This is a genomic window from Candidatus Epulonipiscium viviparus, assembly GCF_030708075.1.
Lineage (GTDB): Bacteria > Bacillota > Clostridia > Lachnospirales > Cellulosilyticaceae > Epulonipiscioides > Epulonipiscioides viviparus.
Genome location: NZ_CP117982.1, coordinates 1,469,727 through 1,486,065 on the forward strand (window position 1 = coordinate 1,469,727; position 16,339 = coordinate 1,486,065).

18 protein-coding genes are annotated in these 16,339 nt (G+C 36.9%); 6 read left to right on the plus strand and 12 right to left on the minus strand.

Annotated features, from left to right (window positions below; genetic code table 11):
• Positions 1-42: 42 nt before the first annotated feature.
• Genes PCY70_RS06065 through rlmD form a run of 4 tightly spaced genes read left to right on the plus strand, consistent with a single transcriptional unit; the run spans position 43 to position 4,458 of the window.
• A complete protein-coding gene (locus tag PCY70_RS06065) occupies positions 43-1,194 on the plus strand; it encodes an FtsW/RodA/SpoVE family cell cycle protein (RefSeq protein ID WP_305768804.1) in 1,152 nt (383 codons plus the stop codon).
• 21 nt (positions 1,195-1,215) lie between these two features.
• Complete coding sequence (locus PCY70_RS06070) at positions 1,216-1,935, plus strand: cell division protein FtsQ/DivIB (RefSeq protein WP_010166419.1); 720 nt, start codon at positions 1,216-1,218, stop codon at positions 1,933-1,935.
• Between the two features lie 6 nt (positions 1,936-1,941).
• Complete coding sequence (ftsZ, locus tag PCY70_RS06075) at positions 1,942-3,057, plus strand: cell division protein FtsZ (RefSeq protein ID WP_029487856.1); 1,116 nt, start codon at positions 1,942-1,944, stop codon at positions 3,055-3,057.
• A gap of 60 nt (positions 3,058-3,117) precedes the next feature.
• A complete protein-coding gene (rlmD, locus tag PCY70_RS06080; RefSeq protein ID WP_305768805.1) occupies positions 3,118-4,458 on the plus strand; it encodes a 23S rRNA (uracil(1939)-C(5))-methyltransferase RlmD in 1,341 nt (446 codons plus the stop codon).
• A 58-nt stretch (positions 4,459-4,516) separates the two neighbouring features.
• On the opposite strand, the gene PCY70_RS06085 is transcribed toward rlmD, so the two are convergent.
• The 7 genes from PCY70_RS06085 to deoC all read right to left on the minus strand — a co-directional run bounded on the left by PCY70_RS06085 (position 4,517) and on the right by deoC (position 11,221).
• Positions 4,517-5,284, minus strand: coding sequence for a nitroreductase family protein (locus PCY70_RS06085; RefSeq protein WP_305768806.1), 768 nt, complete (start codon positions 5,282-5,284; stop codon positions 4,517-4,519).
• A gap of 21 nt (positions 5,285-5,305) precedes the next feature.
• The gene (locus tag PCY70_RS06090; protein ID WP_010166424.1) at positions 5,306-6,334 is read right to left on the minus strand and encodes a LacI family DNA-binding transcriptional regulator; all 1,029 of its coding nucleotides are present in this window, start codon (positions 6,332-6,334) and stop codon (positions 5,306-5,308) included.
• 94 nt (positions 6,335-6,428) lie between these two features.
• The gene (locus tag PCY70_RS06095; protein ID WP_010166425.1) at positions 6,429-7,613 is read right to left on the minus strand and encodes an iron-containing alcohol dehydrogenase; all 1,185 of its coding nucleotides are present in this window, start codon (positions 7,611-7,613) and stop codon (positions 6,429-6,431) included.
• Between the two features lie 30 nt (positions 7,614-7,643).
• A complete protein-coding gene (locus PCY70_RS06100) occupies positions 7,644-8,690 on the minus strand; it encodes a zinc-dependent alcohol dehydrogenase (RefSeq protein WP_305768807.1) in 1,047 nt (348 codons plus the stop codon).
• 23 nt (positions 8,691-8,713) lie between these two features.
• Positions 8,714-9,463 (minus strand): SDR family NAD(P)-dependent oxidoreductase, encoded by a 750-nt coding sequence (locus tag PCY70_RS06105; RefSeq protein ID WP_305768808.1) that lies wholly within the window; start codon positions 9,461-9,463, stop codon positions 8,714-8,716.
• Between the two features lie 14 nt (positions 9,464-9,477).
• Positions 9,478-10,458 (minus strand): AEC family transporter, encoded by a 981-nt coding sequence (locus tag PCY70_RS06110; RefSeq protein WP_305768809.1) that lies wholly within the window; start codon positions 10,456-10,458, stop codon positions 9,478-9,480.
• A gap of 64 nt (positions 10,459-10,522) precedes the next feature.
• Complete coding sequence (gene deoC / locus PCY70_RS06115) at positions 10,523-11,221, minus strand: deoxyribose-phosphate aldolase (RefSeq protein WP_305768810.1); 699 nt, start codon at positions 11,219-11,221, stop codon at positions 10,523-10,525.
• Between the two features lie 366 nt (positions 11,222-11,587).
• On the opposite strand from deoC, the gene PCY70_RS06120 reads away from it, so the two are divergent.
• The gene (locus PCY70_RS06120) at positions 11,588-12,151 is read left to right on the plus strand and encodes a 6-carboxytetrahydropterin synthase (protein WP_305768811.1); all 564 of its coding nucleotides are present in this window, start codon (positions 11,588-11,590) and stop codon (positions 12,149-12,151) included.
• 41 nt (positions 12,152-12,192) lie between these two features.
• Here PCY70_RS06120 and PCY70_RS06125 read toward each other — a convergent pair whose 3' ends face one another.
• A complete protein-coding gene (locus PCY70_RS06125; protein WP_305768812.1) occupies positions 12,193-12,705 on the minus strand; it encodes a GNAT family N-acetyltransferase in 513 nt (170 codons plus the stop codon).
• Positions 12,706-12,721: 16 nt separating this feature from the next.
• Positions 12,722-13,996, minus strand: coding sequence for a hypothetical protein (locus PCY70_RS06130; RefSeq protein WP_305768813.1), 1,275 nt, complete (start codon positions 13,994-13,996; stop codon positions 12,722-12,724).
• Positions 13,997-14,223: 227 nt separating this feature from the next.
• Here PCY70_RS06130 and PCY70_RS06135 point away from each other — a divergent pair, with 227 nt between their 5' ends.
• Positions 14,224-14,769 carry a nitroreductase family protein gene (locus tag PCY70_RS06135; protein WP_305768814.1) on the plus strand — a complete coding sequence of 182 codons (546 nt, stop codon included), beginning with the start codon at positions 14,224-14,226 and terminating at the stop codon, positions 14,767-14,769.
• Positions 14,770-14,810: 41 nt separating this feature from the next.
• On the opposite strand, the gene PCY70_RS06140 is transcribed toward PCY70_RS06135, so the two are convergent.
• Genes PCY70_RS06140 through ribH form a run of 3 tightly spaced genes read right to left on the minus strand, consistent with a single transcriptional unit; the run spans position 14,811 to position 16,331 of the window.
• Positions 14,811-15,302, minus strand: a complete 492-nt coding sequence (locus PCY70_RS06140) for a GNAT family N-acetyltransferase (protein WP_305768815.1) — start codon at positions 15,300-15,302, stop codon at positions 14,811-14,813.
• Positions 15,303-15,329: 27 nt separating this feature from the next.
• Positions 15,330-15,848, minus strand: coding sequence for a GNAT family N-acetyltransferase (locus PCY70_RS06145; RefSeq protein ID WP_305768816.1), 519 nt, complete (start codon positions 15,846-15,848; stop codon positions 15,330-15,332).
• Positions 15,849-15,863: 15 nt separating this feature from the next.
• Positions 15,864-16,331: a 6,7-dimethyl-8-ribityllumazine synthase gene (gene ribH / locus PCY70_RS06150; RefSeq protein WP_305768817.1), complete on the minus strand. Its 468-nt coding sequence runs from the start codon at positions 16,329-16,331 to the stop codon at positions 15,864-15,866.
• Between the last annotated feature and the right edge of the window lie 8 nt (positions 16,332-16,339).

Sequence of the window (16,339 nt, forward strand, 5' to 3'; positions counted from 1 at the left end):
GGAGAAAATAATCCCAAGTAAATATGGCAAGAGGTGTAGTCGATGAAAGATAAAAACATAGACATCGTGTTGGTTGTATTAATTTTGGTAATCGTATCTTTTGGAGTATTGATGGTATATAGTGCAAGCAACTATCACGCGATACTCATGTATAATGACCCGTTTAATATAGCGAAGAAGCAAGCAGTGTTTGCCGTAATGGGAGTGTGTGTGATGCTGTTTATAGGATTTAATGTAGATTATAGGATATTTTCTAATCTGAGAATAGCAACCTTTATTTATGTAGCGGCAAATGCGCTAGTGGCCTTGCTCCCATGGATAGGAGACGAAAGAAAAGGTGCGGTAAGATGGATTGTGTTAGGGCCTATAACAATTCAACCATCAGAAATTGTTAAGATAGCCACGCTAATAATGATCTCGGCCTTTATAGTGCATTTTAGGAATAAATTGAGCAATTTTTGGGTTGCTGTTGGAGGGTTTGCGATAGTGGGTATTCCGACAGTGTTGGTGTTGTTTGAAAATTTGAGTTCTGCCATTGTTATAGGCGCGGTTGGGGTTTTAGTGATGTTTGTGGCAACGAAAGAGATATGGTATTACGCTATTGGAGCCGCAGGTGCAGGAGGGTTTGTATGGCTTGCGCTCTATTTGGCCGCAACGACAGAGAGCGATGTACCAACAACCGGGATTATTGGAATAATTTTTCCGCAATATAGACTTAATAGATTTAGAGTGTGGCTGGATCCATGGATCGATCCGCTAAGGAATGGGTATCAATCCATTCAGTCGTTATATGCGATAGGAGCAGGAGGATTGTTTGGCCGAGGATTGGGAATGAGCATACAAAAGCAAGGATTTTTGCCAGAGCCACACAACGACATTATTTTTTCTGTAATTTGTGAAGAGTTGGGGTTTGTGGGTGCAGCATGCGTGTTGATAATATACTCATTGTTAATTATGCGAGGGTTGATGATTGCGATAAACGCGTATGATTTGTTTGGATCGTTGCTGGCAGTGGGGTTGGTAGGATTAATAGCAGTGCAAGTGATAATTAATGTGGCGGTAAATACAAATACGTTTCCGACAACGGGAATGCAGCTGCCATTAATTAGTTATGGAGGAACAGCATTGGTGGTGTTGCTTGCGGCGCTGGGGATTTTGCTGAATATTTCAAAGTATTCAAAAATAGAAAAATAGAAAGCAAAGAGAGGAGTGCTAATGTCAAAACAGCTAAAGGTGATTTTGGGAGTAATTTTTGTATTGGCCGTCACGTTTATTTTGCCGATATGGCAAGCTCAGATTGCTCAAATAAATGTACGAAGTTATGGAGAAGTGCCATATTATACGCAACGAGATCTAGAAATAGTTTTGGGGATTTCAAAAAACGCTCATATATTGAATATTTCCAATCGAAAATGGGAAAAATATAAGAAAAGTTTACCTTTTATTGAAAGCTTAAAGATAACCAAAAAGTTTCCAAACTTATTAATTTTAGACATCGTTGAAAAGACTCCTCTAGGATATATTCCATTTAATGGCAGATATGTGTTAGTTGATGACCAAGCTATTGTGCTTGCAGAGTCTGCAAAACCAAATTTTGACTTGCCTGTAATAGAGGGCATAACAATTAATAATTTTACTATCGGTGAAAAAATAAATTTATACAGAGATGATGCGTTACTAACATTAGATTTTATATCACAAACGGCTATAGCATATGGGTTATTTTCGGATATTGATAGCATAAATTTAGTGGATTTGGAAAATATTATATTGAAGATAAAAAAATTAAAAGTTGAGTTAGGTAATGTAGATAATCTAGCTAAAAAAATGAATTGGCTGAGTGAAATCTACAGGGATTATAGTGTGGGAGTCTTGGATCTACGCAATATAGATTCGGGCGAGGCTATATTAACGATAGACGAAAGGATAAAGTGACTTATTATGGAAATGTATGATGTAAGCACAAGTCAAGAAGCGCGTATTAAAGTTATAGGGGTTGGTGGCGGAGGAAATAATGCCGTTGATCGAATGATTACAGAAGGGCTTAGTGGAGTAGAATTTATTACAGTAAATACTGATCACCAAGCACTAGAGAGATCCAAAGCAGATACCAGAATTCAAATTGGCGAAAAAATTACTCGCGGGTTGGGCGCAGGTGCAAATCCGGAGGTAGGGTATCAAGCTGCCGAAGAAAGCCACGAGGCAATCTATGAGGCAATAAAAGATACGGACATGCTATTTATTACTGCAGGAATGGGTGGGGGCACTGGAACTGGAGCAGCACCGGTGATTGCGCAAATTGCAAAGCAAGAGGGTATTTTAACTGTAGGCGTTGTAACGAAGCCGTTTACATTTGAAGGACGCAAGCGAATGGCAACTGCGGAACGCGGAATAGAAGAGTTGATTAAGGCAGTTGACACCCTGGTAATAATTCCGAATGACAGAATTTTAGATGTGATAGAAAAGAATACAACAATAGAAGACGCGTTTAAGAAGGCAGATTCGGTATTACAGCAAGGCGTTGGCGGGATAACTAATTTAATTACGAAGCCGGGGATTATTAACTTAGACTTTGCAGATGTGAGAACTATAATGTGTGACAAAGGCATTGCTCATATGGGAATTGGCCAGGCGAGCGGTGAAAATAGAGTGGATGAGGCAATCAAACAAGCAACTAGTAGTCCTCTTTTAGATACTACAATTAAAGGTGCAGGTGGCGTACTGATCAATATCACAGGTGACTCGACACTTGCAATGTCAGAGTTGAATGCGGGAGCTAGCTTGGTTCAAAATGATGCGGATGTAGATGCAGAAATAATTTTGGGAACATCTGTTAATGAAGAGCTTAAAGATGACATTATTGTTACCGTTATTGCAACAGGATTTGTGGACAAAGAAGTGGTGCCAGTAAGACTTGAAAATAAGAAGAATATTACGAATACACAGTCGGGTTTCAAAAAGGTCGAAACACGTTCGTCAACAAATTCGCATCCGCGTCAAGCATATGAAGGAACTCCAGAGATACCTGTTTTTTTAAGAAATGCCAATAAAAGATAAGTTATTTTTTGGGACACTTATAATGGTGTCCTTTTTATTATGTTGAGTGAAGGAATTATTATGATAAAAAATGAAGAATATATTGTAGAAGTGATAGATATTAATGCCAACGGAGGTGGAGTTGCAAAGTATGAGGGCATGGCGGTTTTTATACCAGGTGCAGTGCCGGGCGATGTGGCTAAAGTAAAAATTATAAAGGTCACAAAAAGTTATGCAGTGGGAAAACTCCTAGAGCTTGTGAAAGCTTCAGAACATAGAGCAGAACCGCCGTGTGTCTATGCTGCTAAATGTGGAGGATGCGTAGCGCAACATATTAAGTATGAGTTTCAGTTAAAATATAAGCAAAAGCAGGTGAAAGATTGTTTAGAACGAATTGGCAAAATTAGGGAGGTAGAAGTGCTTCCTACCATTGCAATGGAAAACCCGATCCATTATCGAAACAAAGCGCAATATCCAATAAGAGAAGTGGATGGCAAAATTCAGATTGGTTTTTACGCAGCAAAGAGTCATCAGGTAGTAGATATTGAGGACTGTGTGATAGGGAATCAAAAGAATGGGGTCATTGTGGATGCGATACGCAAGTTTTTGAAAGATAATAAGATTTCGATCTATAATGAGGCAACTCACAAAGGTTTGGCACGGCATTTGGTAATTCGAAATAGTATAAATTTTGATGAAGCAATGGTGTGTTTGGTTATCAATGGCAAAAAGTTGCCGCATGCACAGGACTTGGTAGAAAGGCTTCGAGCAATCCCAGGGATAACTGGAATATTGCTAAATCACAACACTGCAAAGGGAAATGTGATATTGGCAGAGCAAACAACAACGTTGGATGGAAGAGATTATATTATGGATAAGATTGGCGAGTTGACGTTCAAAATTTCATTGCTATCATTTTTTCAAGTAAATCCAGTTCAAACTAAAGTATTGTATGATATAGCATTGGGTGTTGCGGCATTGACAGGAAGCGAAACAGTGTTAGATGCGTATTGCGGAATAGGAACAATCTCATTATTCTTAGCAAAAGAGGCAAAGAGAGTAGTGGGGGTAGAAGCAATTCCGCAGGCTGTTGCCAATGCGAACGAAAATGCACAGATAAATGGAATAGCAAATGTGGAGTTTGTATTGGGTAATGCAGAAGATGTGGTGTTAGGAGAAAAGTTTGATGTTGTAGTTGTGGACCCTCCTAGAAAAGGATGCGAAGAGGACTTTTTAAAAACTATCGTTGCCAACGCACCTGCAAAGATGGTATATATATCGTGTGACCCCGCGACACTGGCTAGAGATGTAAAATTTATGTATGAGAATGGGTACGTTGTTAATAAGGTGCAGCCGGTTGATATGTTTCCTTATACTTCGCATGTTGAGACGTGCGTGCTTTTATCTCGTCTGACAACCTAATGTTAAAAAAAGAAAACTGTACCCGATAAATTCAAAGTACAGTTTTTTTATATGTTATTTATATAATTGTAACAGTAGGTTTTTTCCTTGTTGGGAGTTTGCTATATACTTCATCGCTGTAGCCAAAACCTATCACCGAATATACTGTTTGCGATTTAGTAATGTTTAAATATTCCTTTAGTTCGGTAGAATTATTGATAAAATCTGCCAAAAAGCCAAGATAGCAAGAGCCGATTTTTTTCGTGTGCATAAGAATAGTGGCCATGCTCATTTTAATCATGCAATCATCATAAGGCTTTACAGCATTTGCCTCAGTATACGCTATTAAAAGATGTGGTGCGTCTACTGTTATCGGGTTTCTGACATTTTTTACAAATTCAATTAACCCTGGAAAAAGATTGTTCTGTTTTAGGTATTCTACCGATATATTAGAAATTTCTTTTACATTGTCATATCCATTTACGAGTACCCACTTAACAGGTTGCTCGTTTTTGGCACTTGCAGTATATTCTAAAGTTTGTAAAATATCCATTATTAATGTTTCTTCAACAAGATTTTCTTTAAAACGTCTGATCGAACGATTGCTTTTGATTAAGTTTTTAATATCATTGTACTCGACATTTTGATAGGCAGGATTATCTTCGTAATCAATACCTAACAATGAAATAGCAGAAGAGGGACATACAGCCTGACAGTGCCCACACAAAATACATGCCCCTGTATTTGAAATAATTGCCTTTTTATTTTGGATTTCAATAAGTCCACTTGGACAAAATTTTTGGCATTTAGAACATCCGATACATTTATTTTCATCTATGTTAATCATAATATTTATTCTTCCTTTTCGTTATTTTAGACAAGCTGAACTGCTTTCTCTTTCTTGGATATAATAAGGTACAGATATTTGAAGGGGTATTGTATGAACTTTGTTTATACGGTTTATTAGAGTTTGTGCTGCAAGCATTCCCATCGTTTTTAGCGGAATATGAATAGTGGAGAGAGTGGGTTTTGTGAAGGCCGACATTTCGATATCGTTTATGCCTATGATAGAGATGTCATTTGGAATTTTTAGACCATTCGTATAACAAGCATTAATTGCACCAATAGCGATACGATCACTTATACATAATACAGCAGTGACACCGGTTTTGTGCTCTAGAAGTTGTTGCATAGCAAGTTTACCGCCGTTGAGTGTAAGAGAATTAGTGTTAATAAACATGTTTTTGTTGTAGGGAAGATTATAGCTTTGTAAGCTGTCAATATATCCCTTATATCTAATATCATCTTTTTGACCAATTAGAGCAATGTTTCTGTGTTGTAGGTTATATAAATATGAAAAGGCATCTTTACACACCTCATAGCCATCGCAGTATATTTGATCAAAATTGTCATCGAACTTGATGCGCATTTTATTAAGACTAACATAAACAATTGTATTGAAAGATTTTTGCAAAAGAAGTTCGGTTTGTTTATTAGTTCGACCGATTGCTATTAAATTTTTGTTAGAATGATCATCTGCGGCAAGAAGTATGTCTATCGTCCCATCTTCGAGTTCAAAAAGTTCGATGCGTCTTTTTAAGATATAGTTATTTTGGATAGCGTATTCATTGATGCCATCAATAACTTGATCATAAAAGCTGTCGTCTTTGGATTCATTATATGGTCTTGCGCATAAACAATAAAGGAATTTTTTGGGCACTTCAGAGGTATGTGCCCTATTTTTAGAAGTTGATAAAACATATCCATTTTCATCGGCAATTTTTAATATCAGTTGCTTAACGCTATCACTAGCAGCAGTAGTATTTTTATCGTTTAAAACACGAGATACTGTTGCTGTGGAAACATTTGCCATAACGGCTATGTCTTTTAAAGTCATAATCGCCTCCATATAAAAAGTATTTTCTGAATATTAACACAAGTGGTATCAAAAATCAAGAATATTTACGCAAAGAGAGATAAAGTTCTTGTTTTTAGACATTGGCCATATTATAAATAGCTAAAATATCATTTTTATCTAGAGGCTTTAATGCGCCGATTGTTTTGCGCTCGCCGTTATAGGTGCAGCTGTCTACCAATTCGTTTATTTCATCGCTGGTAAATTTTCTGCCCATAAGTTCGGTAATACTGGTTGGCATATTGTATTCTTTGAAAAAGTTTATGGTGCGTTCGATGCCTTCGGTTGCGGCTTCTTTGTCGTTGCAGTTAGAAACTCCAAAAACATTGCGTGCAAACTGCGCAAATCTTTCTACATTGGCATCGCACACATATTTTGCCCAATACCCCCACATAGTAGTAATAGTTGTTGCGTGAATTTTATCATGATAGTGACCAGAAATTTCATGTCCTAGATTGTGTGTAGACCAGTCGAATTTACCACCAAGTCCGCCAGATAAGTAAGCATTGGTGCCTGCCCACATTATTTCTGATGCGGCATCATAATTGTCTGTTTCTTTGATAAAAGTAGGTCCTACTTCGAGCAAAGTTTTCATATTGCCTTCGCTGCAAGTATCAGAAACCTTATTTTCTCCTCTGCTAGCGCAATACCTTTCGTGTGTGTGAACAAAAATATCTACAACAGTGCAGTTTCTTTGCATAAGTGGTAATGTATATAATTGTTCGGGATTCATAAAAGCATAAGCTGGGCGGCTAGCATCACTGAAGAGGCTTCTTTTTTGCGCTGTTGCGTCATTTGATAAAACAGATGATGGGTTTGTTTCGCTTCCAGTTGCAGCGGTTGTGGGAATAGCAGCGATCTTAATTGCTGTTGGAGGTGATGGAATTTTCCCTAAATAACAATCCCAAATGTCGATATCTGGGTTTGCGGCACCAACAGCTATTGCTTTGCAGGAGTCTAAAACGCTTCCGCCACCGATCGCAACTAGGCAATCAATAGAGTTTTTATGGCAAATATCAATAGCTTTATAAACGAGTTTAAGTTCTGGATTTGAACGAATATCACTAAATAGAGTTACATTTATAGAGTTCTCTTGAAGTTGTTTGACGATTTTATCAAGAAGACCTTTTTTCTCGGCAACAACATCATAACAAACAAGTGCATTTTTTACATTATCGCGGCTAAGTGTTTCACCAACTTTATCATCCACGCCTTTTCCAAACGCAATTTTTGTATTAAAATTTAGCTCAAAACTATTCATTATATATTTCCCCCTTGAATATAAAAGTAGTTATTCAAAAAATTTAAAACCAACTCTAAATGTTGTTGGAAGAAGTGAATTTTCAAAGGCTTGCTGTGCATTTGTGATTGGGTGAAGCTCAGATAAAAGAGCTGTTTCTGGTTTGATTTTGCCAGCTGCAAGTATTTTTGCCGCTCTCAAAAATGCTCTGTTTTCACTTGCCATAGTGCCGGCAAGTTTCATATTGGAGCTTTGGATTTTGTTGATATCAATGGCAATAGGTTCATCAGGAAATACTTTGCCGAACATTAAATAAGTTCCATTTTCACTGCAAAGTTTAATGCTTTGGGCGATAACAGATGGAATTGCCACAGTGTTTATTACAATCTCGAATCTTTTGCCTCGTGTAATTTTATCAACACTTTCCCATAAATCTGAGGCTTCTGAATTTAAAGCATGATCACAAATTCCCATGTCAAGTGCATTTTGGCGTCTTTGCTCATCTCTCTCGATAATGGTGACAACCGCACCTTTAAGCATGGCGACTTGTGCGTGCATGATGCCGATAATTCCAGCTCCTTGAATAACGACATTATCTCCTAGCTCGATATTAAATTTGTCTTGCCCAGTGATAACGCAAGCTAAAGGTTCGGTAAACATTATTCTTTCGTAAGATATATCATTGGGGAATAAATACGTATTTTTGGCATCAGCAAGTACGTATTCTGCAAGACCACTACGCCCTTCCACATACTCGAGGTCATGTGTGTATTTGCATCTAGTTCCATCGGCACGACGACAGTTTTCACACACCCCACAGTTATGCGTAAGTGCTGCCGCGCATCTTGATCCAATAGGAAAATCTTCTTCTCTTAAAGATGAGCCAATAGCAACGATTTCTCCTGCGAATTCATGGCCGCCAACAAATGGTAATGGCAATGGCATTATTTGTAAAAACACACGTTGTTCCCAAGTGCAAAGCATTGATGTTGCGACTTTTATAAGGACATCGGTAGGGCCTGGGATTGGTATATTTTGATCGATGATTTCTATTTGTTTTGCTGCGGTGATGCATATTGCTTTCATTTTGGAACTCATACTGCCTCTCCTCTCACTTTTAATTACATTGCAGTTTTGCCACCATCCATATTAACAATGGAGCCTACCATGTCATTTGCTAAATCTGAACAAAGGTATACAGCCATGCTTGCGACAGAATCAATACTAATAAATCTTTTTGTAGGTCTAGTGTTAGCTAACGCGTCTTGTTGATCTTTCGGAAAAGCTGCGACCAATGGAGTAAGCATAGTTCCTGGTGCGATAGCGTTAATGTTAATTCCTGTATCGGCATATGCAATGGCGGCGTTTCTGGTTAACCCACCTAAAGCGTGTTTGCTAATACAATAAACTGAACGCAGAGGGTGGCCAGCTGTAAAGGTAGCCTCTGAACCAATATTTACGATTTTTCCTGATTTATTTTTAAGCATGATTTTAAGTTCTTCTTGCATACAAAGAAAAACACCTTTTACATTGACATCCATAACAAAGTCATACTCATTTTCTGGCATATCAACAAATGGATGCATATCACCAGTAACGCCGGCGCAGTTTATAGCAAAGTCAAGTGTTCCAAATCTTGCCAAAATAATTTTCATTGCATTCTTGATATCTGCAGAGTTTCTTGTGTCGCCTTTTATGAAAAGAACTTCTGTTTTCGACTGTAATTTAGCTTCTAATTTTTTATCGAGAGCAGTATCAATACTGAAAATAGCAATCTTAGCGCCCTCATCTGCAAACCTTTTGGAAATACTAGCTCCCAAACCCTGTGAGCCTCCGGTTATAAAAACAACTTTGCCATTAATATTTTTCATAATTTTCTCCTATTCTAATTATTAGCTAATGCGGCAATACTTTCTGGTGGTATGATAAATGATATGATAATAAGTAAAATGATACTGATTATAGTGGAAATACCAATTGCACTGTTTACGATTTCCACTTCTTCTTCTGAACTAACACCTTCTACGAGTAAAGTAAGTGTAAACATTGGAGGAAGCACGAAGAATCCTATGAACGATAAATCTAAAATGAGACTTGGTTCAAAGAAGAAATCGATAACTAAAAATTTGAATAAAAAGCCTAGTCCAAACATAACAATTAGTCTTGAAATCACAAGTTTCATGCTTTCTTTTAGATATTTTGCTTTAAAGGTAAGTCCATAACCTAAAGTAACTAAGATAAGTGGTGATGCAAGACCAGAAAGAGTCGTGATTGATTTTAGGATACCTAAGCCTATTTCGTTTGAGTTGAGAAGATCTCCAACGCCTAAGAGATTTAAAATCATACCAAAAACCATACTTAAAATAAGCGGTGATTTTATAATATTTTTTGCTGTACTTAAATCAAATTTGTGGGTTTCTGATGTTTCAAATTTAAATAATACTAGATATACAGTCCATACAAACAATTCGTTACCAACGCCAATAAATGAGTAAATTTCTAAATTATCTGTACCATAAATCATAGTGTATAACGCCATACCTACAAGCATAAATCCTGTTCCAGAGCAAATGTATGGATTGAATTTATTCCTTAAAAATGGAATAAAATTACAGAGTTTTCCTCCAACAAGGAATACACATAACATGACGTAACTTAAACCGATCATCAAAAAAGAGTTAGCTTCGATGTGCATGAATAATGTCATATTAAAAAGTGTGCAAGGTAAGCAAATATTAAGTAAGAATTTTTTTATTTCAGCTATTGTTGCTGGCAAAATATATTGCTTGTAATTTAGAATTTTTCCTAAAATAACTAAAACAATTATAGGTAATACCGGACCTAACATATTAATTATTTCGAACATATTTTAAATTTCTCCTTTCTATGTTGGGTAAGCAAGTCTAAAACATACCGGCTAATATATATCTTTAGTAAGAATTTGGATCCGCTGCGTTGTTGCTGGCAATACCTCTTGCCTCGTCATAAATAGAATCAGCAAAACCATATCCAAGACCAAGTTTATGCGCACCCATATCAAGGAATTTTTGTGCTGTTGGATAATCAAAAATACCAGGTCCAGAAACTTTAACTTTTGCGCGACCGTTAGCTGTTTTTAACATGATGGCAACTGCTTCTTCTGTTACTGGCTCAAAGAAACCGGTGCAAGTTTTTATGTATTCCGCACCGCATTCGATAGAAACTTCGGTAGCTTTGGCAATTTCTTCGGGTGTTAAGTATCCAATTTCAAAAATAACTTTAACGATGGCATCATATTCATGAGCTTTGGTAACAACTCCACGAATTTCATCCGCAACAATATTCCAAAGTCCAGAACGAGCGTAACCATAGTTCATGACCATGTCGATTTCTTTGATGCCTTTTTTACAATAAATTTCAGTAAGAGCAATTTTAGCTTCTAATCCACCTGTTCCATGAGGAAAATCAAGCACGCAACAAGGTACAGTGTCGGAATCTTTACAAAGTTCAACAGCAATATCTATATCGCAAGGCCTAACGCAAACACCGGCATAATTGTTGGCAACACCTTTTTTGATAATAGCTTTTACGTCCTCTAGTTTATCTCCTGGTTTTAATGGTGAATAATCAATATAGCGTTCAATAGACATGTTTGTTCTCTCCTTTTAAATTAATAAATAAAAATATTTACTTGGCGTTTAGTAAAATAAATGATTTTGTTTGCGTTATTGTTAAGTTAATATTACCCTTATTCAACTCAGAAGTCAATAGCAAATATATAAAAAATATGAACTTTGGCAAAATATATATAAGACAAAGTATTGACTTGTATAATAGCAACAATGACTATGTTGTTAATCAAAATATTAACATGATTTATTGCGGTAAATTACGTTAATAATATGTTGAAAATTACGAAAGCGCAGCAGGCTGAAATTATAATTATTGGACTCTTGACAGAGACAACATTGTTATGATACATTAAAAAACATATTACAATAAAAAGGAGATGTGTTATGAGAAGCATTACAACATTTGACTTGCAATATGCGCATAGATTTCTAGGATTTAAAGGAGAAGCTCAGTATCTACATGGCCACACGGGTATATTAACCATTGAGGTAGAAGATAGCATTAACGCTGGCGTCAATATGGTATTCCCATGTAACGAAATACAAAAAACGGCTTGGGCAGTTCTAAAGAATTTTGATCACGCATTAGTATTAAGAGAAGATGACCCTCTTTTGCCTGCAATTCTTCAGGTTTACGAAGATACAGGCATAAAGAATGGTGCGCCTCAAAACACGATGAAAGGGCCGGCGTTTAAAACCGAACTTGCTACTGCATACCCTGACTGTCGCTTAGTAGTTACAAAAGAATCGATGACTGTTGAAGGTTTTATCAAAATAGTTTATGAGCTGCTAAAGGATCAACTTAATATTGCAAAAATCACGTTTAGTAGTGGTGTAAATGCCGCATCTGCTGAATTTGAAACTAAAAATAATATTGACCGTTGTCCACTTTGTGGTATTGCGCTAAACGAAAAAGGAGTTTGTCCAAAATGTGGCTATAAAAAGTAATGTGTATTGGAGGTGCCTAATTAGGGTGCCTCCATTTTTGTTTAAATTGAATAATATAAATATATTGCTATATCGCCTTTTTGTACCGTGTTCTCATAAAATAGTGTATCGAATCCACCAATACAAAAGCCGTATTTCATATAAAATAGAAACGCAACCACGTTCGTATTTTGAACTTCTAATGAAATTCCGTTATATTTGGAATTGCTTATAATGAAGTCCATAAGTTTGTGCGCATATCCTTTGCCACGATAATCCGAATGTATAGCAAAATCTTCGATATACAAAGTGTTATTAAATCGATTTTCTACAATTGAATGTCCGACATAATTTCTATCATCAAGATATACGTATCCAAAGCGATTTTCATTTAACTCGAAAATGCTTTTGGGCTTAGAAGTAGGAAAAGATGAAGCTTGCGCATTACTGAAATAATTGACTGCATATCTAAAAGTACTGTCTAAGTAACTGATTTCTACATTTCCTATAATATCCAAATTTGTTGTATCTGGAATTAAATGTATATTTTCGTTTGCTATAGGTAATATGATCATTGTAGTAACCTCGCTTTCAGTGTTGTGTGATATCTTTATCAATAAATCGTAGAGTTTGTATATTTGTGAGTATTAGCTCTCCGTCTCGGTTAGCAACGGTGTCTCTAACTGTTACAACGCCGTCGTTGGTGGTGGTGCTATATTCAGAAGACATGCCTCTTAACTGCACGACATTTTTACCTTTACCACCGTCGATTTTATTGATTCCTGCATTGCCCATAAAAATATTATCTTGTTCATTGCCGATGATGTTGACTGCGTTTTGGCCTTGTAAGATCAAGTGTTGCAAATATTGAGATTTAAAAGTATAGGGTTGGTTTGAATCATAGTTCATATTAAAAGTGCCTGTGAAATTTGTATCTACCGGAATGAAGGTATTGATATATTCCGGCAAGAAAGAAGTTATTAGTTCATATCCCATCGGATCTTTTTCTGCGACTTCATCTCTTGTTTTTGCAATATACTCGCCGAATAATGCGCCACCGCCATCAAACGCTTCCCAGTTGCCATAATACGCATCAATTACACTAATGATATATTCGGATTCTAGGGTACCCGGTTCATTCTCCCATTCAGTCAAACTGTCTTCGTCCATTCCTAAAAGCCATAGTCCCTCTTTACCCCACAATTTGCGATCAGTCGGTACGGCATTTTGTTGTGCGACATATATTTTGTGTGCTAGCTCGGGAGCCCCACCTGGCATCCGCTGATCTGTAACCATTCCGATACCAAAACCATGAACGAGATGAAACACTTCCTCGTAAGTTGAATCTCTGTGTGTATAATCATTTTCCATGTACCATTGGGATCCTACATTGGCAGTTTCGTCTTGGAATTGCGGTTGACCAATTAAGGCTTTTTCACTTGTATTGCCATCGCGGTCGGCGCCGTTGGGCATTACCAAAATAGCGTCATTGTCGGCCATTTTATTTGCTACATCTTTTCCTAAGTTTTTGAGATAAAATTCAAGCAATGAGTACGCATATAAAACCTGTGAATCTGTAACTTTGTCTTGTGCAAGTATGCGAATAGGCTTGCCATTTGGTGCGATGTAATCTATATATTTGGAATAATATTTGCGAAAAGCACCTCCAAGCGTATCTGTATCGCGAATGATACTGTATTGATCAATATAAGGAACATAGTTTTCGTTTGTAATATGCATTTGTGCCCTCCAATTTGGTTTTTGTAATTCAGGAATAACGACTTTTTCTTCAGATGATAGCAAATGTTTTGCTACTATAATTATTCCTATTGCAGTAATGCCGATGATTGCTATTGTTTTATTCACTATAAATACACCTCCTAAAATAAGAGAGCCACACAAATACAACGTTGTTGACGCTATATTGTATGGCGAATTTTTCACTATATTTTAAATCAATATAAATGTCAAACGAGTATATGAAATTAGTTCTAAGAAATATGCAGCATAGACCTTGAAATAGTGAAAATATATTTGATAAAATGAAATACGTAAATCAAAATACAATGTTTGAATAGTAGAAAGGAACAACTATGGAAGCTATAGCAGCAATTACTGAAAGAAGAAGCGTTAGGCGTTTTGCAAACAACGAAGTCTCACGAGATCTCATTCGCGAAATAGTAGATGTGGCACGTTTTTATCCCTCATGGAAAAATTCTCAATCAGCAAGATTTTATATTGTAGATGATAAAGATAAAAAAGCCAAAATAGCAACTGAGGCTACGTTAGGATTAGGACATAACGAAAAAATTATATCTGGTTGCCCTGCGCTATTGGTTTTGACAATCAAAAAGGGATTGAGCGGCACCGGTGCAAATGGAGAATATGTAACTAGCAAAAATGAAAGTTGGGAAGTATTTGACTCTGGGATCGCTGCCCAAACATTTTGTCTTGCAGCAGTTGATAAGGGGATAGGCACCGTTATTTTGGGAGTATTCAAAGAGGAAGTCGTTGCGCAGATATGCGATATTCCGGATGATGAGCAGGTTTCGGCACTAATAGCATTGGGGTATCCAGAGGATGATGCCAAAAAATCTGGTGTACGAAAAGATGTAAATGAAATCTTGTTCTTTATATAATATCAAAAAAAAGTGCCCAGCTGAGTTGCGGGCACTCTTTATTATATAACTTTATCAAAAGCAATTTTTTCGCTGTTGTCAAACCAAATCGTGCCGCAATATTGAAAACCATTCTTCTGTAAAATGTGTTGCATCTTCGTATTGTCAGCATCGGTATCAACTCTAAAATTGTGAATGTTCTTTGCTATAGATAGCTCACAAACAAGATTAAACACCTCGGATGTAATACCTGTACCACGAGCATTAGCTGCAAGTGCCAAACGATGCATCACGACGTATTTTTCATTGCTATGCCAAGTGCCTCGCAAAGTTTCATAAGCTGGTTCGCCGTCAAAATCGATACATAGATAGCCGAGTATATCGTCGTTGCAAGATAGAAAATACCCCCTTTTAGCTAAAATATCCTTGGCTATGCAGTCGTAATCGGGATAACCGTTTTGCCACTGGTCAATTCCTTGTTCTCGCAAATGTAATTTTGCATCGTCAATTATTTTCATTGCTATATCTATATTATTTGCTAGTATTAATTTCATTAGTATCTCCTTCGTTTATGCTACAGATCACAAATATAAGTTCATTAGAATTGCGTCGGCATAGTAGTCGTCGCTGAATTTAAAAAAATTGTCATATCTCCCTATTGCAACAAAACCAAATTTCTTGTATAAGTGCATCGCAGTTGTGTTTGTAGCATTGACCTCAAGGGATATAATTTCGATTACCTTAGTTGCTTTTGCAAAGTTGATTATTTCTTGCATCATTGCTGTTGCGATTCCCAAATTCCAATATGCTTGCTTCACAGAGATGCCGATAGTCGCTTGATGTGCTAACCTCTTTCGTGGGGTAGCTGCGATATTGGCGACAGAAACTATCTCAGAACCAATTTTTGCTACAAACAGTGCTGATGCGGCGGAGTTGGATACCTCTTCGATAAACGCTTCTTCTTCTGCGATGGACATATGAAATTCGTTTGCGCCAAACAAAAGATTGTCGCTTTCTCCTCCAATTAGGTTTAGATATTCGAGAAGGTCACCAGCATCTTCTTTGAGTGCTCTTGCTATTTTTAAATCGTTTTGTAACATATGATACTCTCCCTTTTAGTTATTGAGTGCTTGGATTAAATTTATCATTTCAATAGCACCGCAAGCTACGTCATAGCCTTTGTTGCCGGCTTTTGTACCTGCGCGTTCGATTGCTTGCTCGATATTCTCGGTAGTTAAGACTCCAAACATCACAGGGATTTCACTTTGCATAGAAACGGTTGCTATTCCTTTTGCCACCTCATTGCATACATAGTCATAGTGGGTGGTGCTCCCGCGAATTACCGCGCCTAAGCAAATAACGGCATCATACTTTTTGCTATTTGCCATCTTTTTGGCAATTAATGGAATTTCATATGCCCCAGGAACCCATGCTACTTCTATATCTTTGTCTCCTAAATTGTGTCGCTTGAGTGCGTCTACTGCACCGCCTAATAGTTTTGATGTAATAAATTCGTTAAATCTGGCTACTACAATGCCTACCTTGATATCTTGTGCAACTAAATTGCCTTTATAAATTTTCATAGTTTCGA

Excerpts from the sequence above, each read along its gene's own strand:
- PCY70_RS06065 (WP_305768804.1), top strand. The coding sequence starts at position 43 with ATGAAAGATAAAAACATAGACATCGTGTTGGTTGTATTAATTTTGGTA.
- PCY70_RS06070 (WP_010166419.1), top strand. The coding sequence starts at position 1,216 with ATGTCAAAACAGCTAAAGGTGATTTTGGGAGTAATTTTTGTATTGGCC.
- ftsZ (WP_029487856.1), top strand. The coding sequence starts at position 1,942 with ATGGAAATGTATGATGTAAGCACAAGTCAAGAAGCGCGTATTAAAGTT.
- rlmD (WP_305768805.1), top strand. The coding sequence starts at position 3,118 with ATGATAAAAAATGAAGAATATATTGTAGAAGTGATAGATATTAATGCC.
- PCY70_RS06085 (WP_305768806.1), bottom strand. The coding sequence starts at position 5,284 with ATGATTAACATAGATGAAAATAAATGTATCGGATGTTCTAAATGCCAA.
- PCY70_RS06090 (WP_010166424.1), bottom strand. The coding sequence starts at position 6,334 with ATGACTTTAAAAGACATAGCCGTTATGGCAAATGTTTCCACAGCAACA.
- PCY70_RS06095 (WP_010166425.1), bottom strand. The coding sequence starts at position 7,613 with ATGAATAGTTTTGAGCTAAATTTTAATACAAAAATTGCGTTTGGAAAA.
- PCY70_RS06100 (WP_305768807.1), bottom strand. The coding sequence starts at position 8,690 with ATGAGTTCCAAAATGAAAGCAATATGCATCACCGCAGCAAAACAAATA.
- PCY70_RS06105 (WP_305768808.1), bottom strand. The coding sequence starts at position 9,463 with ATGAAAAATATTAATGGCAAAGTTGTTTTTATAACCGGAGGCTCACAG.
- PCY70_RS06110 (WP_305768809.1), bottom strand. The coding sequence starts at position 10,458 with ATGTTCGAAATAATTAATATGTTAGGTCCGGTATTACCTATAATTGTT.
- deoC (WP_305768810.1), bottom strand. The coding sequence starts at position 11,221 with ATGTCTATTGAACGCTATATTGATTATTCACCATTAAAACCAGGAGAT.
- PCY70_RS06120 (WP_305768811.1), top strand. The coding sequence starts at position 11,588 with ATGAGAAGCATTACAACATTTGACTTGCAATATGCGCATAGATTTCTA.
- PCY70_RS06125 (WP_305768812.1), bottom strand. The coding sequence starts at position 12,705 with ATGATCATATTACCTATAGCAAACGAAAATATACATTTAATTCCAGAT.
- PCY70_RS06135 (WP_305768814.1), top strand. The coding sequence starts at position 14,224 with ATGGAAGCTATAGCAGCAATTACTGAAAGAAGAAGCGTTAGGCGTTTT.
- PCY70_RS06140 (WP_305768815.1), bottom strand. The coding sequence starts at position 15,302 with ATGAAATTAATACTAGCAAATAATATAGATATAGCAATGAAAATAATT.
- PCY70_RS06145 (WP_305768816.1), bottom strand. The coding sequence starts at position 15,848 with ATGTTACAAAACGATTTAAAAATAGCAAGAGCACTCAAAGAAGATGCT.
- ribH (WP_305768817.1), bottom strand. The coding sequence starts at position 16,331 with ATGAAAATTTATAAAGGCAATTTAGTTGCACAAGATATCAAGGTAGGC.